18 protein-coding genes are annotated in these 14,453 nt (G+C 35.7%); 2 read left to right on the plus strand and 16 right to left on the minus strand.

Annotation, left to right across the window (positions count from 1 at the left end; translation table 11 throughout):
- Positions 1-3: 3 nt before the first annotated feature.
- Together ACIEHO_RS05305 and ACIEHO_RS05310 are read right to left on the minus strand one after the other, a co-directional pair.
- A complete protein-coding gene (locus tag ACIEHO_RS05305) occupies positions 4-1,923 on the minus strand; it encodes a DUF294 nucleotidyltransferase-like domain-containing protein (protein ID WP_406969395.1) in 1,920 nt (639 codons plus the stop codon).
- A 21-nt stretch (positions 1,924-1,944) separates the two neighbouring features.
- A complete protein-coding gene (locus tag ACIEHO_RS05310) occupies positions 1,945-2,559 on the minus strand; it encodes a fumarylacetoacetate hydrolase family protein (RefSeq protein WP_406969397.1) in 615 nt (204 codons plus the stop codon).
- A 138-nt stretch (positions 2,560-2,697) separates the two neighbouring features.
- On the opposite strand from ACIEHO_RS05310, the gene ahr reads away from it, so the two are divergent.
- Positions 2,698-3,705 (plus strand): NADPH-dependent aldehyde reductase Ahr, encoded by a 1,008-nt coding sequence (ahr, locus tag ACIEHO_RS05315; RefSeq protein ID WP_406969399.1) that lies wholly within the window; start codon positions 2,698-2,700, stop codon positions 3,703-3,705.
- Between the two features lie 118 nt (positions 3,706-3,823).
- Here the strand turns inward: ahr and ACIEHO_RS05320 are convergent, their stop codons facing one another.
- From ACIEHO_RS05320 to ACIEHO_RS05385, 14 genes are all read right to left on the minus strand, one after another.
- A complete protein-coding gene (locus tag ACIEHO_RS05320; protein ID WP_406969849.1) occupies positions 3,824-5,128 on the minus strand; it encodes a cryptochrome/photolyase family protein in 1,305 nt (434 codons plus the stop codon).
- 21 nt (positions 5,129-5,149) lie between these two features.
- Positions 5,150-5,623, minus strand: coding sequence for an SRPBCC family protein (locus ACIEHO_RS05325; protein WP_406969401.1), 474 nt, complete (start codon positions 5,621-5,623; stop codon positions 5,150-5,152).
- 4 nt (positions 5,624-5,627) lie between these two features.
- A complete protein-coding gene (locus ACIEHO_RS05330) occupies positions 5,628-6,092 on the minus strand; it encodes a TspO/MBR family protein (RefSeq protein WP_406969403.1) in 465 nt (154 codons plus the stop codon).
- Positions 6,079-6,255 carry a Lacal_2735 family protein gene (locus tag ACIEHO_RS05335; RefSeq protein WP_406969405.1) on the minus strand — a complete coding sequence of 59 codons (177 nt, stop codon included), beginning with the start codon at positions 6,253-6,255 and terminating at the stop codon, positions 6,079-6,081. The genes ACIEHO_RS05330 and ACIEHO_RS05335 overlap by 14 nt, the downstream gene beginning before the upstream one ends.
- Before the next feature lie 21 nt (positions 6,256-6,276).
- Positions 6,277-6,960, minus strand: a complete 684-nt coding sequence (locus tag ACIEHO_RS05340; protein ID WP_406969407.1) for an SDR family NAD(P)-dependent oxidoreductase — start codon at positions 6,958-6,960, stop codon at positions 6,277-6,279.
- 24 nt (positions 6,961-6,984) lie between these two features.
- Positions 6,985-7,200, minus strand: a complete 216-nt coding sequence (locus ACIEHO_RS05345) for a hypothetical protein (protein ID WP_406969409.1) — start codon at positions 7,198-7,200, stop codon at positions 6,985-6,987.
- Positions 7,201-7,366: 166 nt separating this feature from the next.
- A complete protein-coding gene (locus ACIEHO_RS05350) occupies positions 7,367-7,591 on the minus strand; it encodes a hypothetical protein (protein ID WP_406969411.1) in 225 nt (74 codons plus the stop codon).
- 1 nt (position 7,592) lies between these two features.
- On the minus strand, positions 7,593-8,297 hold the full coding sequence (gene folE / locus ACIEHO_RS05355; protein ID WP_406969413.1) for a GTP cyclohydrolase I FolE: 705 nt from the start codon (positions 8,295-8,297) through the stop codon (positions 7,593-7,595).
- Positions 8,298-8,339: 42 nt separating this feature from the next.
- Positions 8,340-8,612, minus strand: a complete 273-nt coding sequence (locus ACIEHO_RS05360) for a TIGR03643 family protein (RefSeq protein WP_406969415.1) — start codon at positions 8,610-8,612, stop codon at positions 8,340-8,342.
- Positions 8,609-9,037, minus strand: coding sequence for a hypothetical protein (locus tag ACIEHO_RS05365; RefSeq protein ID WP_406969417.1), 429 nt, complete (start codon positions 9,035-9,037; stop codon positions 8,609-8,611). Before ACIEHO_RS05365 ends, ACIEHO_RS05360 begins: the two co-directional genes overlap by 4 nt.
- A gap of 5 nt (positions 9,038-9,042) precedes the next feature.
- Positions 9,043-10,473 carry an SDR family oxidoreductase gene (locus tag ACIEHO_RS05370; protein WP_406969419.1) on the minus strand — a complete coding sequence of 477 codons (1,431 nt, stop codon included), beginning with the start codon at positions 10,471-10,473 and terminating at the stop codon, positions 9,043-9,045.
- 20 nt (positions 10,474-10,493) lie between these two features.
- Positions 10,494-11,129: a flavin reductase family protein gene (locus ACIEHO_RS05375; protein ID WP_406969421.1), complete on the minus strand. Its 636-nt coding sequence runs from the start codon at positions 11,127-11,129 to the stop codon at positions 10,494-10,496.
- Complete coding sequence (locus tag ACIEHO_RS05380) at positions 11,126-12,439, minus strand: ABC1 kinase family protein (protein WP_406969423.1); 1,314 nt, start codon at positions 12,437-12,439, stop codon at positions 11,126-11,128. Before ACIEHO_RS05380 ends, ACIEHO_RS05375 begins: the two co-directional genes overlap by 4 nt.
- Before the next feature lie 7 nt (positions 12,440-12,446).
- Positions 12,447-13,103: a TetR family transcriptional regulator C-terminal domain-containing protein gene (locus tag ACIEHO_RS05385; protein ID WP_406969425.1), complete on the minus strand. Its 657-nt coding sequence runs from the start codon at positions 13,101-13,103 to the stop codon at positions 12,447-12,449.
- 351 nt (positions 13,104-13,454) lie between these two features.
- On the opposite strand from ACIEHO_RS05385, the gene ACIEHO_RS05390 reads away from it, so the two are divergent.
- Positions 13,455-14,300 (plus strand): DUF2911 domain-containing protein, encoded by an 846-nt coding sequence (locus ACIEHO_RS05390; RefSeq protein ID WP_406969427.1) that lies wholly within the window; start codon positions 13,455-13,457, stop codon positions 14,298-14,300.
- The last annotated feature ends 153 nt before the right edge of the window (positions 14,301-14,453 follow it).

Raw genomic sequence — 14,453 nt, forward strand, 5'->3', positions numbered from 1 at the left:
AGGTTATACAAAGTTTTTTAGGTCGAATCTAACTTTCAACACCTCTTGAATATCATGAATCGGTTTAAAGCAGCGCCTTAATTTGAGTTGTTCTTCCTTAGTTAAAGTTTCAATTTCTATGAATTTGCCCGTATTGTTATGCAACAAACCTTGCTTAGTTTTAAACTTAGATAGCGCCTTGAATGAGTAAGCACAAGAATGGTAAAGCTCTTTATTGCTCGGGTCTAAGTCAGCCAATTTTTCAAAGCGATTGGCTGTATTGTTAACCCCTTTAATTCTGTTTTGCAATATGAGTAACCGAGCGGCGTCAACCAACGGCATAATAGCTCTGTTTTTAATATTGAAGAGGTCTTTTTGCTCATTATCTTTTTCAACGGCAAATTGTTTAAAAAAGCCTAACGGAGGCGGGTTTTTTAAGGCATCTCTTCCCAAAAACTTAAAGAATAGAGAGGTTTGTTCTAAGGTTTTATAAATAGAATCAGATAAATCGGTAACTAAGGCTTTTTTACCATAAATATGGCTAAAATCGAAAAATATAGAAGACAATAAAATGGCTTTATCATCGGTGTTTAAAATCCAGTCGTCAAATTGTACTTTCCACTCAGTTATGGTTTTGCACCAGTCTGGATTGCTGCCCATCATATCGGCCTCACAATATTCAAAACCTATCTTGTTAAGCGATTTACTTACCAGTTTACCTAATTCTAGAAAATAAGCTTGTGTTTCTTCGTGTTTATCTTTAGGAACGTCTTCAAAAATAATGGCGTTGTCTTGGTCTGTAAACAAGAGTTGCTCTTTTCTACCTTGACTTCCCGTAGCAATCCAAGAGAATTTTACCGGTGGTTTGCTCGGCATTTTCTTTAGTGCAATTTCAATTGCTCGCGCTGTTACAGCATCGTTAATTTGCGAGATTATTTTTGTGATATGGCCAATGGGTATGTTTTGCTCTAAATAACTTTTTAGGAGATTGTTGGCCGTTAGCCTAGCTGCCCGCAATTTTTTAGTGCGCTTGGCCCGTTTAATTTCCTTTAAAATAACGGCGGGGTTATTTCCTAAGGTAGCCAAAACATCATGATTGGTTAAAACACCGATAAGTTTCGAGTTTTCGGTGCCGTCTTTGGTAATACACAAATGACCAATGTTGTACTGTAACATTTTCAACTGACCTTCGGCTACCGTCAAGTCCTTTCTACAGGTTATCACAGGTGTACTCATAATCTTGGTAACGCAAGTTTTAATAGGGAAGGTGCCCGTGGCAATTTTGTTTTTTATGTCGCTGTTTGTAATAATTCCAACAGGCTTGTTGCTTTCGTCAACCACAATAATACAACCGATTTTATGATCCTTCATTTTGATTGCAGCATCTTTTAAAGATGAATCATGGCCACAAGTAATGGGGTTTTTACTATAGTTGGCCGTTTGAAAGTTTACAATGTCTTGTGACGTATTGGGTAAATAATCAACAAATATTTTTTTGTTTTCTTCTGCTGTATATGGGTCGAAAGCATTGGTGGCAAACGCCGTGATTAAAAATTTCGAAACGTAACTATTGTTAGCGCTTACTTTTCTAAAAATATCTATTGGGATGGCATAAACGATAGATTCTTCATTCGCTTTGGACGTAATTTTATAATCTTCTTCCGCAATAAGCGGTCTTAATCCAAAAACATCACCACCATCGCTAATGTTTACAATATGTTGAACGTTGTCGTTAGCAGTATGATAAAGCGTTATGGCCCCATTTCTAACTATGTAAAAAACGTTCTTCAAATTATCGCCTTTTTTAAAAATAGTATCGCCTTTTTCCAAATAGATGATTGAAACATCTTCTGAAATTTTAAGTAAATCGTCTTTTTGCAAAAGATTGAAAGGCGGGTAATTTTTTAGGAAATCGTAAACGCGATAGGCAATAGAATTACTCATTATTATATTGATAGATTTAAACTATATTATTTTAAAATCCAAAAGTAATTGACCTTCAATAGAGGCTTGTAAATGGTCGCCTTTATGGATTTCACCAGTTCCGGATGCGGGAGTGCCTGTAAAGATAAGGTCGCCAGATTCCAATGTCATGAATTTAGAAGTAAAAGCGATAATGTCGCTGAAATCGTAAATCATCAGGCTAGTGTTTCCTATTTGTTTTTCTTCTCCGTTTATTACTAAATTGAAGTTAATATTATTCAGGTTTGGAAAATTAGATATGTTTTGAAACTTTGAAATCGGTGCAGCACCATCAAACCCTTTTCCTAAATCCCAAGGCCCCTTGTTTTCTCTGCTGGCATTAAAGACATCCTTGGCGGTAAAATCGATACCAATACCAATTTCTGAAATGTACGATGCGGCTTCACTAATTTTTATGTCTTTGCCTTTTTTTCCTATTTTAATAACCAACTCCGCTTCATAATTCAATTGATTGGTAAAACTAGGATAAACCACGTCATGGTTGTTTTTTACCAAGCTCGATTCGGGTTTAGAAAATATAATTTGATTGCCGGTTTTGTTCGCGCTTATTTCAACTTTGTTGGCAACGTAGTTTTTGCCAATAGCTAATATTTTCATGATTTAGTTTTGTTAAAGTTAGAAGTGTAAATTTAATAAAATTACCACTTTAAAAATGTTATTAACTAGCTAATCTCAATTTATTAAATCACGACTTTTTTTTGTATCTTTTCTAAAACCATTTTGAAACCAAAAACCATGAGAAAAATACAAGCATATGCCGCTAAAGAAGCTGGGGCAAAGTTAGAAAAGTTTGAATACGAGCTTCCCGAAATAGGAAAAGAAGAGGTGGACATCAAAGTCCATTATTGTGGATTGTGCCATTCTGATTTAAGTATGATTAATAACGATTGGGGCATGTCTGAATTTCCTCTTGTGCCCGGCCACGAAATTGTGGGTGAGGTATTAGCCGTTGGAAGCGATGTACAGGGACTAAAAGCTGGAGATAAAGTGGGTATGGGATGGAACTCTGCCTCTTGTATGCATTGCAACTCATGTTTGGATGGAGACCAGCATTTATGTGGTAATGCCGAAGCGACTATTGTTGGAAGGCATGGTGGTTTTGCAAATGCCGTAAGAGGGCATTGGTCTTGGGTTATTCCTCTTCCTGAAGGCTTAGATATTAAGAAAGCAGGACCGTTGTTTTGCGGCGGTATTACCGTTTTCAATCCTATTGTGCTTTCTGGTGTTCAGCCTACCGATAAAGTAGGGGTTATTGGCATTGGTGGATTGGGCCATATGGCTATTAAGTTTTTAAAAGCATGGGGCTGCGAGGTTTACGCATTTAGTTCAAATCCCAACAAAAAAGATATGATTCTTAATATGGGAGCTCATCAGGTTATAGACTCAACAAAACCGGAGGAACTCGAGGGTATAGCCGGTTCCCTGAATTTTATTTTAAATACGACCAACGTTACTTTAGACTGGGGTTCATTTTTAACCGCACTTGCTCCAAAAGGAAAACTACATACAGTGGGTGCCGTTTTAGAACCAATGGCCATTCCTGCATTTAGTTTAATAGTTGGTGAAAAATCGGTCGGTGGAAGCCCAATTGGAAGTATAGCGCTTACGCGGAAAATGTTAGAGTTTTGTGTAAGACACGATATTTATCCAACGGTTGAAGAGTTTAAAATGGAAGATGTAAACAAAGCATTGTCACATTTAGAGGAAGGGAAAGCACGTTTCAGGTTGGTGCTGAAAGCCTAGTCTAAAGGCACAATAAGCACTTGGGTTTTATATTCTTGATGGTTTAAAGATATGGTTTTTATAATTGTTTAATTCAAATTTAAACCGAGTAACTACTTTGTTCAATAAAAATCAAATACTAGTTTAAAGCCTCTTTGTAAACCTTTAAGCAACGTTCTCTGGCAAATTTATGGTCAACCATTTTATTTGGGTAAGTGAGTTCTTGATAATCTGGCACCCATGTTTTAATATATTCTAGTTTTTTGTCAAACTTTTCTATTTGTGTGGTTGGGTTAAAAATTCTGAAATATGGTGCGGCATCCACTCCACACCCGGCCACCCACTGCCAGTTGCCTACATTGCTGGCCATTTCGTAATCGTGAAGTTTTTCGGCAAAATAAGCCTCGCCCCATCGCCAATCAATCAGTAAATGTTTACATAAAAAACTACCCACCAGCATACGCACCCGGTTGTGCATAAAGCCGGTTTCGTTAAGTTGGCGCATACCCGCATCTACCAGTGGGTAACCCGTTTTACCTTGACACCAAATTTTAAATTCATCGTCGTTATTTCGCCACATGATACGGTCGTACTTGGGTTTAAAGCTTTCTGTGACCGTATGAGGAAAATGCCATAATATGTGCATAAAGAATTCACGCCAAATCAGTTCTTGCCAAAAGATTTCGTTTTTCTCGGCAATGGCTTTTTTAATCATTTTACGAACGCTCACGGTACCAAATCGTAAGTGCGGACCCAACTTTGAGGTGGCGTCTTTGGCAGGAAAATTTCGTTTGTCCTCGTATTCTTGAATAAGGGTTGGTGTTACCGTATAACCTTCAATTTTTTGTGAGGCTGTTTTAAAACCCATATCCAACAATGAGACATTTGGGAGCCTGCTATGCTCCACTAAATTGTCCAAATGCCTATTGGTATAATAGATTTTAAGATTATGGCTTTTAAACTTTTCTTTCCACGTTTTCATGTAGGGCGTATAAACAACATAGGGCGTACCGTCATTTTTTAAAATATCGTCCTTTTCAAAGATAACTTGGTCTTTATAGGTTTTGAAGGTGATGTTTTGTTCTTCTAAAAGCAATTTTATTTGCGAGTCGCGTTCTTTGGCATAAGGTTCGTAGTCATGGTTGGTGAATACAGCATTGATATCGTAATCGGCAATTAGATTTTTAAAAACCTTTTCTGGTGTACCGTAAAATATGGCAATACTGCTATTTCTTTCGTTCTGAAGAGTGTTGCGCATGCTTTGCAAGGTGTTGAAAATAAAGGTGACGCGCGCATCATCTTCTGGAAGCTTGTCAAGGATGTTTTTGTCGAATATGAAAATGGGTAAAACAGGGTGTTCGCCATTTAAGGCTTCATAGAAACCAACATTATCATCTAATCTTAAATCACGACGAAACCAAAATATATTTAAAGGCTGATTCATTCTTTGTTCATTCTTTTTCATCTATTGGTCATTCTTGTATAGGCCAAATAGCTCTTCTAATTTTTGCTTACGGTAATTAAAAATTTCTTCTAACTTAGGCTTTACTAGAATAGGATGAGCCATTTGCCCAATAAGGCCAAAAGGGAGTTTATAGTCTATAATGTCTTCCATTTCAACACCGCCATTAATTTCTCTTATAAAATGTTTGTGATGCCATAGGTTGTAAGGACCAAATCGCTGTTCGTCTACAAAGTATTTTTGGTGGATGCTGTGCGTTATTTCAGTGACCCATTTGGTTTTAATGCCGAGAACAGGTGTTACAATATATTGGATAATTTGACCAGCGAACATAGGCCTATCGGCACCAGAAAGTATATTGAACCCCATATAATCTGGCGTAATGGTTTTAAGGTTTTTGGGGTCTGATAAAAAGTCCCAAGCTTCGCCGACTGAAATTGGTAAATTTTGCTTTTCGTGTAACCTGTATATTTTCATGCTTTTAATTGTAAATAAATATGTAGGTGTTTAGTGATGTGGCCACGCACAGCCAAACAAAATAGGGGAGTATAAGTAGTGTTTTTATGCCTAAGATATCTTTATAATCAAAAATGAACCTCAATACGATTAGGGTTAATAGAACAATACAAATTAAACCTGCTGCAATTAAGTGTTGATTGAAAAAAATATAATTCCAAAGAACGTTTAAAACAAATTGAACTGAAAATAGGGCTATTAGTGTTGTACTTCCAGGTATGAGTTTGTATAAAAATGCCATGTATATGGAGAAGCAAATCATTATGGTCGTCCAAGCAGTACCAAATGCCCAACCCGGGGGCGTCCAAGGCGCTTTGTTTATATTAAGATACCACTCGGTTTGCGGGCCATTGTCCATCAGCCATGTGCCGATAGCCAATGCACCGAAATTTATAACTAAAAAAAATAAGATGTATTTAAGCAGCTTCATGTTTCATATCATTCAAAATTTTGGCAATTTCTTGCGCTTGAGCATATTTTTTATCGCTAGCAGCTCTATTAATAGAGGAGAGGTCGTGCCATTCTTGCATTAATTTTTTAAACTTTTCTTCTAATTTCTCTCTTTTTGACTTTTTCTTGAAAAAACTGAACATAGCTATTTATTTTTTAGTGTTTTATATTTTGAAACTCACAATTCCACAATCCATGTTAAAGATTTGACCCGAGATGGATGTGGTTTTATCCGAAATTAAAAATGAAGCCATCTCAGCAACTTCTTCAGGCTCTAAAAACTTTTTTAGAGGGTGTCTTTCGGTGATGTTATCAATCATTTTTTCGTTGCGCAATAGTTTTGAAGCCAAATCGGTATTGGTAACTGTAGGCGCAATGGCATTGATGCGAATGGTAGGCGCTAGTTCGGCCCCAAGAGATTTTACTAAACCTTCCACACCCGATTTAGCAGTTGCGATACTAGCATGAAAAGGCATGCCTAATTTTGCCGCAACAGTACTAAAAAGTAAGATTGAAGGGGTATTGCCACCTTTCAAGGCAGGTATGTACTCTTGTATGGATTTTACGGCACCCAGTACATTTATTTCAAAATCATTTTGAAAATCTTCCGTACTTAACCTCGATATTGGTTTTAAATTTATGCTACCTGGACAATATATTAAGGCGTCAGCACTTTTAATTTTTGGTAAGTCGCCCTTTAAAATATCGCAGGAATGATGTGTTAAATTGGGATGGTCTTGTTTTGGCGAACTCCTACTAATGTTTACTATTTTGCAAGAGTCTATAAGTTTGTTAAGAATGGCATTTCCAATGCCCTTACTACCACCTATTAAAATTATTGTTTTCATATGGTTTCAGGGCTTTTGATTATTTTATGGCCTGCCCTTTAGCCGTTTTTCTATTTTTTGTTTTATAGCTGTTAAGCGTTTCATAAGATCCATTATTTCTGGATCTTTGTCTTTTTTGTAAACTTTATTTAAACTTAGTATTAGGTCTTTTACTTCTCTAGACGATTCGATACGCTCACTTGTGGTTTTAAATGTGTGCTTACGTTGCTCGAATTCTAAAGCTCGGTCAATAATCTCCATAGTTTTTAATCTTTATTCTATAAATTGATATTACATGAAATATGGTATATTTCATCAATTTCACAATATAGTAAAATCTATGATATTTATGATTTTTGTCAATGTTTTTTATAAAAAATTTAATATGATTGTTTTATTGGTGACTTATTTTGTTGAGTTATAAATATTAAGCTGTTAAGGGAGCGCCTTTCAATCGTTTTTCAACTTTCCTTTTTATGGCGGTTAATCGTTTCATTAAGTCCATAATTTTTTCATCTTTCTTCTCTTTGTAGATTTTATTTAAATCTAAAATAAGACTTTTGGCTTCTCTTGAAATTTTCACTCTATCACTTGTTGATAAGGATTTCATTTTTCTTTTTTCGAATTCTAAAGCTTTGTTTATTAAATCCATATTAGCTACTTTTTAAATGATTTTGTAATTCTGCAATTTTGAATGGGGTGTTAAATTTTCCACCATAGAATGATGTTACAGTTAATGAGGTATTGTCTTTGATGCCTCTGGACGACACGCACAAATGTTTGGCATCTATGATTACGGCGACGTCTTCCGTTTTTAAAATATCTTTTAATTCTTGTGCTATTTGATTAGTTAGTCGTTCTTGAACTTGTGGACGTTTGGCAAAATATTGAACCATTCTATTAAGTTTTGATAAGCCAATTACTTTTCCTGATGATATGTAAGCTACATGAGCCTTACCAATTATGGGAACAAAGTGATGCTCACAATTGGAGTAAAAGGTTATGTTTTTTTCAACCAGCATCTGGTTATATTGGTACTTGTTATCGAACAACGCCACTTTAGGTTTGTTTTTTGGGTTGAGTCCAGAAAATATTTCGTCGATGTACATTTTAGCTACACGCTTTGGGGTGCCCTGCAGGGAATCATCTGTGAGGTCGAGGCCCATCACGTCCATTATTTCTTCAAACAAAATAGCAATACGTTCTTTTTTTTCTTCGTCAGATAGTTTAAAAGCGTCTTTCTTTAACGGTGTTTCAAGTCCCGTGTATAAGTGGTCATCTCCAATATCATCATAAGACACCCCGTTAAGTCGATGGCCGTTAACTCTGGTTTTACCATTTTTTGTTTCTATATTCATAATTGTCCTTTTTTTAACCTATTTACCTTTAAAATCCATGGCTTATCTTTTAGAAATTTTATTATGGGTTATCTGCTTTTGTCTGGAGCATTTAAAGCGCCCTTTTTCAAAATTTCTTAATTTTTCATGTTTTGCTTTTCTGCCTTGAACACGCTTGCGCCACAATTTGAAACTGCTTGGTTTGAGCTCCGTCCGCATCAGTTCGATGACTTCCTGCTCTTTTAAACCAAATTGAAATGTGATAGCTTCAAAGGTGGTTCTGTCTTCCCAAGCCATTTCGATTATTCTATCTATTTCATAATCGGTTAGAGTCATGAAGGCTGGAAGTTGTGTTGTTCGTCATATTTTAGCTTTTCATCCATCAATTTTTTAAAAAAGGATCTATTCTCTTTAAAGGTTTTGTTGTTTTTAAAATGAATAAACTTGCCCTGTGCATGAATACTGATGCCATTAGTTTTATAAAGGGCTAATTGATAATACGGAATAACCCAAGTAAAATTTTGTAAGCCCTTGTTGATATAAATTAGCACACCATTCTTTCTAATTTCCATATTACCATAATTAATATCTGATACTGTATTTAAGTAAGGTTGTAGATTGGGGCTGGCCTCATCTATAATCATTCTTTTAGAACCAATACCGCGCATTTTGAAAATCTCCAATAAGGTAAACGATCGGCCAACCAAATCTGAAATGATTTGTTTATGTTCTTTTTCGTAATATGTTGAATTTAGTATCATAGATTTTATGGCTCAATTTTAACTAATTTGCTTATCATTCCAGAGAATATAAACCCATGAAAAGGCAGTACACTGTACCAGTACAATCTGCCCCAAAGTCCGCGAGGTCTAAAGGTAGCCGTTTGTTTTAGTAAATTATCTTCAATCTTAAATTCCAGCCAAGCTTCACCAGGTAGGCGCATTTCAGCATAGAGTAGAAGTTTTTGTTTGTTCTTATCTGCAAAAATAACACGCCAAAAATCTAATGCATCTCCGGCATCTAAATCGGTTGGACTTGTACGGCCTCGTCTTAAACCTATGCCTCCAAAAACCTTATCAATATAACCTCTTATACGCCATAAAATATTTCCGTAATACCATCCTGTTTTTCCGCCAATACTCCAAATTTTATCTATGGTTTTTTGAGTATCGTTTATTTGGCGTTCTTTGTAATCTCTGAAGCAGCCAAATTTAGGTACGTTTATGTATTTATGTAAATTGTTTCGCAGTCTGCCACTGCTTACCATAGAATCTTTCCAACTCGAGATAATACTATTTTGCTCAATTTTTTCAAAAGCTAACTTCACAGCCTTTTTGTACGGGATTGGGTCTACTTTTAAGTTTTTGTTGATATTACTTGGTTTTCCTATAATTTGAACGCCCATACTATCCACCAAAGTGGCGGCCAATTTGTAAGACGTGGAAGTAACGAAATACAACCAGTACGATGATAATTTTGGAGTCATGACCGGTACGGTTAGGATGTACCGTTTTAAGTCTCTAACTTCTGCAAATTGAAGTAGCATATCCTTGTAGGTAATGATTTCTGGACCAAAAATATCATAGGTTTTATTGAACAGTTCTTCGTTGCCTGCAGCTTTTGATAAAAAGGTTAACACATCTCTAACGGCAATGGGCTGTGTTTTTGTGTTTAACCACTTAGGGGCAATCATAAACGGTAATTTTTCAACCAAGTCCCTAATGATTTCAAAAGAAGAACTTCCAGAACCTACTATAATACCAGCTTTAAAAATGGTAAGCGCATATTTTTTTGAAGCTAGTAGGTCTTCCACATTTTTTCTGGACTGTAAATGTTTCGAAAGCTTTTCCTCGTTGGTGATGCCACTCAAATAAACAACTTGTTTGGTATTGGTAGTTTCAATGCAAGTCTTGAAGTTATTTGCACACTGCTCCTCAAGCGATTCAAAATCTTTTGATGAGTTGGACATCGAATGTATCAAGTAGTAAGCTACGTCAATGTCTTTTGGGATATCTTTCAATGTTTCTGGCTTTAAGAAGTCCCCTTCAAAAACATAAACATTATCTTCTTCTGTGTAACTTTTATCGGCTCTTAGCCTATCTCTAACAACGCAAACAACGGTATGGCCTTCATTTAATAAAAAATGTATAAGGCGTTTTCCAATATATCCCGTCGCTCCGGTAACAAGAATAGTCATAAGTTGTTTTCTTAATTGAGTTATCTATTTGATAGAACAGTTTCTTTTGGCCGCTGGTAGCCGTACCGTGTTCTCTTTTCTGGAATTGCATAACCATCCAGTCCATTTATGGCAGCAACATGAGCTTCAGAAAGGTTTACAAACCCGTCGTCTTCCACTAAGCCATCATCTATGTACAAGCCCTTTATTTTACCAACCAATAAAATGGTATTATTGGCTTTTATAGGATATTCTTCTACATATTCCATAGCTAGTTGAATGGGTGCACCTTGAACAAATGGCGCTATAAAGTTATTTTTGTTTTCTGGTTTTAAACTGGTTATATCAAATTCTGAAATCGATGCGTCATATTTTGCCGAGGTATGGTGTGCTTCTTTTGTGATACTTTTATGAATATGATTTATAGTGTAACATCCGGTAGATTTTATGTTTTCATAGGTATTTCTTAAAACTGTAGTTGGCCTTAAAAAGAATCCAAATAAGGCTGGGCTTGAACCCATGTGGGTTACCGAACTGAAAACAGCAACGTTGTCAACACCAGTTTCCGATTTGGTTCCAATAAGGTTAGCCGATTTATAACCAGAGCAACTATTTATTAAGTTGATTTTATAAATATGGTCTAAACTTTCTATGTCAGATTCGTTAAAATAGATCATGAGAGTTTTAAATAATTATCGATTTTTATGTTTTCGGCTTTTAGGTCGAACATTAAATTATATAGTCCGAAAAATGTTCTGTTGATATATATAAAATGTTTGGAACCTCGGTTGCCGTTCATTTTTCTTAATTCGGTACTTTTTGAATAACGTTCGCCCAACTCGGCAATTTTTCCGAAGAATTCTGCATTCGAAAAATCAAAAGTGTCTTGATGGAAAGGCTGTGTAAACAGGCTCAACATATCATGAAACATGGCTGTGAAGAATTCAATTTCTTCCTTGGTGTCATCTAACTTTAGGATTTCAAGCTCATAAAGTTTTGAAACAAAATAATCTTGATTCTTGATGTTTTCTTTTTTTGCCAACTCGAAATACGGCACATAAAATTCATTAGGAATGCTTTTCATACACCCGAAATCTAAGGCAATAAGTTCACCATTTTCAGAAATTAAAAAGTTCCCCGGATGCGGGTCGGCATGCACTTTTTTTAGATTGTGAATTTGGAACATGTAAAAATCCCATAACGCTTGCCCCAGTCTATTGGCCTTCTGCATATCTGTATTGTAAGCAGTGAATTCAGAAAGGTGTTCGCCTACCATGTAATCCATGGTTATGATACGTTCAGAAGACAGCGTTTTATAATATTCTGGAAATCTTAAGTTTTCAATATGTTGGCAAGCCTTGGCAATTTCTTCACTTTGTTGAAGTTCTAAAATATAATTGGTTTCTTCGACCAATTTGTTTTCAACCTCTTTAAAATATTTATCGGAATCTTTTCCTTTTATATTGAACATACTCATGGCAACGGGTTTCACCATAGCCAAATCTGAAGCGATACTTTCTGCAACCCCTGGATATTGGATTTTCACAGCAAGTTTTTTCCCATTTTTTTCTGCGATATGCACTTGACCAATGCTGGCAGCATTCACAGAGGTTGCATTAAAAGTATCGAATAGATCATTTGGTGTTTTTCCAAAATATTTTTTAAATGTTTTTATAACTAAGGGTGGCGATAGTGGCGGAACCGAGAATTGTGCCAACGAAAATTTCTCGACATATGCCCTTGGCAGAATGCTTTTTTCCATGCTAAGCATTTGAGCTACTTTCAAAGCGCTACCTTTAAGTTGCTTTAGACTATCGTAAATGTCAGATGCATTGTTTTTGTTTAGACGTTCCTTGGCTTCTTCTGGTGTATTTACTAGTTTGTCGCCGTAATACTTCAGATAGTTAACGCCTACTTTGGCACCCGTTGAAACAAGTTTTGTAGCCCGTGATATTTTTGTGGTTGGAATGTGGTCTATGGTTTTCATGGGCAAATTAGTTCATGCTTATTTTTTCTTTAAATATGAATTTGCCCAAATCCATAACACTTTGTAACGGGGCTACATTTAAAACATCAAAACTGGTATTTACCGATTTCTCAATGAAAATATCGGTTTTTTCAAACGCGGGAGAATTGTCGTCCAGCCAAAACTTTATGGTAAGAATGAGTTGCAACCAAGCGGATTCCTTCAGAGCTCTTTGCTGAATTTTTTCTAATCGCTCTTCCTTTAAATCAAGCATTTGAATGCCTAAGCTGTGCACATATTCAATAAAATGATGTTTAAGTCCTGACAGTACCCTTAAACCTTTTAAATTGGTTTTGTAACTGTTTAACATATGTAAAACGTAACTTCTGTTGGCCGTTAAAGTTTCAAAGAAGGTGTAATAGAAGCTAAGTAATTTGTTTCTGGCATCAAAAATCTGATAATCTTCGCTCTTGTTTAAGGCTTTTATCGAGTTGGTGAAAAATGCCTCAAAAACTGCCTTTTCAACGGCATCAAATGATGCAAAATGTTGATAGAATTTAGCTTCATCAAAATTATTTGTTTTAGTGAAGGCATAAACCGATTTTGGTTTTTCACCATTTTCTAAAATAAAATCCATATAAAGGCTAATGATAGTATCGGTGGTAATATTTTTTTTCTTTGCCATATCATTCTGTTTACAACAAAGATACAAAAATGTTTAACTATTTAGTTAAAAAGTTAAACAAAATTTTATTAGTTTAATTTGAACTGCTTTAATGTAGTGTTTTTTGATCGATTTCATGGCTCGAGCTAAGGATAGCAGAGGTACCCTTGTTGCGGCTCTCAATAGCATTCGTTAATGTTTTTATAATACACTTTATATAAAGAAATTCTAATTATAGCGAGCGCCTTTATGGAACACTCGGTTTAAGCTCTCAGGCTTATTGCTTTTTTTAAGATTTTGTTAACACTAAACAGGATTTCGATATGTAAATTTATGGTTAACCATTAACCAGGATAATAAATATTATAAAACATGAAAAAATTACTTTTGATTTTATTGGCGTTTACAACTGTTTACGCTACCAATGCACAGGTACAAACGCCTGCACCGAGCCCTGCAAGTAAATTGGAACAGAAAGTTGGACTTACCGATGTAACCATAGAATACTCTAGACCAAGCGTGAAGGGTAGAGCTGTTTTTGGTGATTTAGTGCCTTTTGATAAACTGTGGAGAACCGGAGCCAACAAAAATTCCATTATTACATTTAGCACAGATGCAACCGTTGACGGACAAACTTTAAAAGCGGGTAGTTATGCTATTTTTACGAAGCCTGGCAAAGAGTCTTGGGAGGTTTATTTTTATAGCGATACCGAAAATTGGGGTACACCCAGTAATTGGGATGACAGTAAGGTGGCTGCTAAAACAACCGTAAAAACCCATTCGGTACCATTTATTGTTGAAACCTTTACTCTTGACGTAAATAGCATTACGAATAATGGAGGCACCTTAGATTTTATTTGGGAAAACACCTATGTAGGTGTTCCGTTTACCTTACCAACAAGCGACATTGTTCAGGCTTCTATTGATAAGGCTTTGAGTGGGCCTGCGGCTAGTGATTATTATTCGGCTGCGGTTTACTATTCTCAGGAAGGTAAAAATTTAGAACAGGCCAAAGAATACATGGAAAAAGCCATGGGTATGATTGAAAAACCAGGCTTTTGGCAACTTAGACAACAGTCTTTAATTTATGCCAAATTAGGTGATAAAAAGGCAGCAATTGCAACGGCTAAAAAGTCTTTGGCCGGAGCTGAGGAAGCTGGTAATGCCGATTATGTAAAAATGAACAAAGATTCTTTAAAAGAGTGGGGGGCGATGTAGGATTAGATATTCTAGATTTTTAGATACAAAGAAGCACAGGTTTTTAAAAACCTGTGCTTTTTGATTTTAAACAATTAGAAACAAAAATTATTTATGTTTTAATTCTGTATATTAGTACTATCTAATATAGATACACTTCTTTAAAATAACTAA

Source organism: Flavisericum labens, from assembly GCF_045446075.1.
In the GTDB taxonomy this organism is placed as follows: domain Bacteria; phylum Bacteroidota; class Bacteroidia; order Flavobacteriales; family Flavobacteriaceae; genus Flavisericum; species Flavisericum labens.

Bases quoted from the DNA above. Each gene is read 5' to 3' on its own strand.
- ACIEHO_RS05310 (WP_406969397.1), bottom strand. From the start codon at position 2,559: ATGAAAATATTAGCTATTGGCAAAAACTACGTTGCCAACAAAGTTGAA.
- ACIEHO_RS05360 (WP_406969415.1), bottom strand. From the start codon at position 8,612: ATGACTCTAACCGATTATGAAATAGATAGAATAATCGAAATGGCTTGG.
- ACIEHO_RS05390 (WP_406969427.1), top strand. From the start codon at position 13,455: ATGAAAAAATTACTTTTGATTTTATTGGCGTTTACAACTGTTTACGCT.
- ACIEHO_RS05325 (WP_406969401.1), bottom strand. From the start codon at position 5,623: ATGAAAATATACAGGTTACACGAAAAGCAAAATTTACCAATTTCAGTC.
- ACIEHO_RS05320 (WP_406969849.1), bottom strand. From the start codon at position 5,128: ATGAATCAGCCTTTAAATATATTTTGGTTTCGTCGTGATTTAAGATTA.
- ACIEHO_RS05365 (WP_406969417.1), bottom strand. From the start codon at position 9,037: ATGATACTAAATTCAACATATTACGAAAAAGAACATAAACAAATCATT.
- ACIEHO_RS05335 (WP_406969405.1), bottom strand. From the start codon at position 6,255: ATGTTCAGTTTTTTCAAGAAAAAGTCAAAAAGAGAGAAATTAGAAGAA.
- folE (WP_406969413.1), bottom strand. From the start codon at position 8,297: ATGAATATAGAAACAAAAAATGGTAAAACCAGAGTTAACGGCCATCGA.
- ACIEHO_RS05345 (WP_406969409.1), bottom strand. From the start codon at position 7,200: ATGGAGATTATTGACCGAGCTTTAGAATTCGAGCAACGTAAGCACACA.
- ACIEHO_RS05385 (WP_406969425.1), bottom strand. From the start codon at position 13,103: ATGGCAAAGAAAAAAAATATTACCACCGATACTATCATTAGCCTTTAT.
- ACIEHO_RS05305 (WP_406969395.1), bottom strand. From the start codon at position 1,923: ATGAGTAATTCTATTGCCTATCGCGTTTACGATTTCCTAAAAAATTAC.
- ahr (WP_406969399.1), top strand. From the start codon at position 2,698: ATGAGAAAAATACAAGCATATGCCGCTAAAGAAGCTGGGGCAAAGTTA.
- ACIEHO_RS05330 (WP_406969403.1), bottom strand. From the start codon at position 6,092: ATGAAGCTGCTTAAATACATCTTATTTTTTTTAGTTATAAATTTCGGT.
- ACIEHO_RS05340 (WP_406969407.1), bottom strand. From the start codon at position 6,960: ATGAAAACAATAATTTTAATAGGTGGTAGTAAGGGCATTGGAAATGCC.
- ACIEHO_RS05375 (WP_406969421.1), bottom strand. From the start codon at position 11,129: ATGATCTATTTTAACGAATCTGACATAGAAAGTTTAGACCATATTTAT.
- ACIEHO_RS05370 (WP_406969419.1), bottom strand. From the start codon at position 10,473: ATGACTATTCTTGTTACCGGAGCGACGGGATATATTGGAAAACGCCTT.
- ACIEHO_RS05380 (WP_406969423.1), bottom strand. From the start codon at position 12,439: ATGAAAACCATAGACCACATTCCAACCACAAAAATATCACGGGCTACA.
- ACIEHO_RS05350 (WP_406969411.1), bottom strand. From the start codon at position 7,591: ATGGATTTAATAAACAAAGCTTTAGAATTCGAAAAAAGAAAAATGAAA.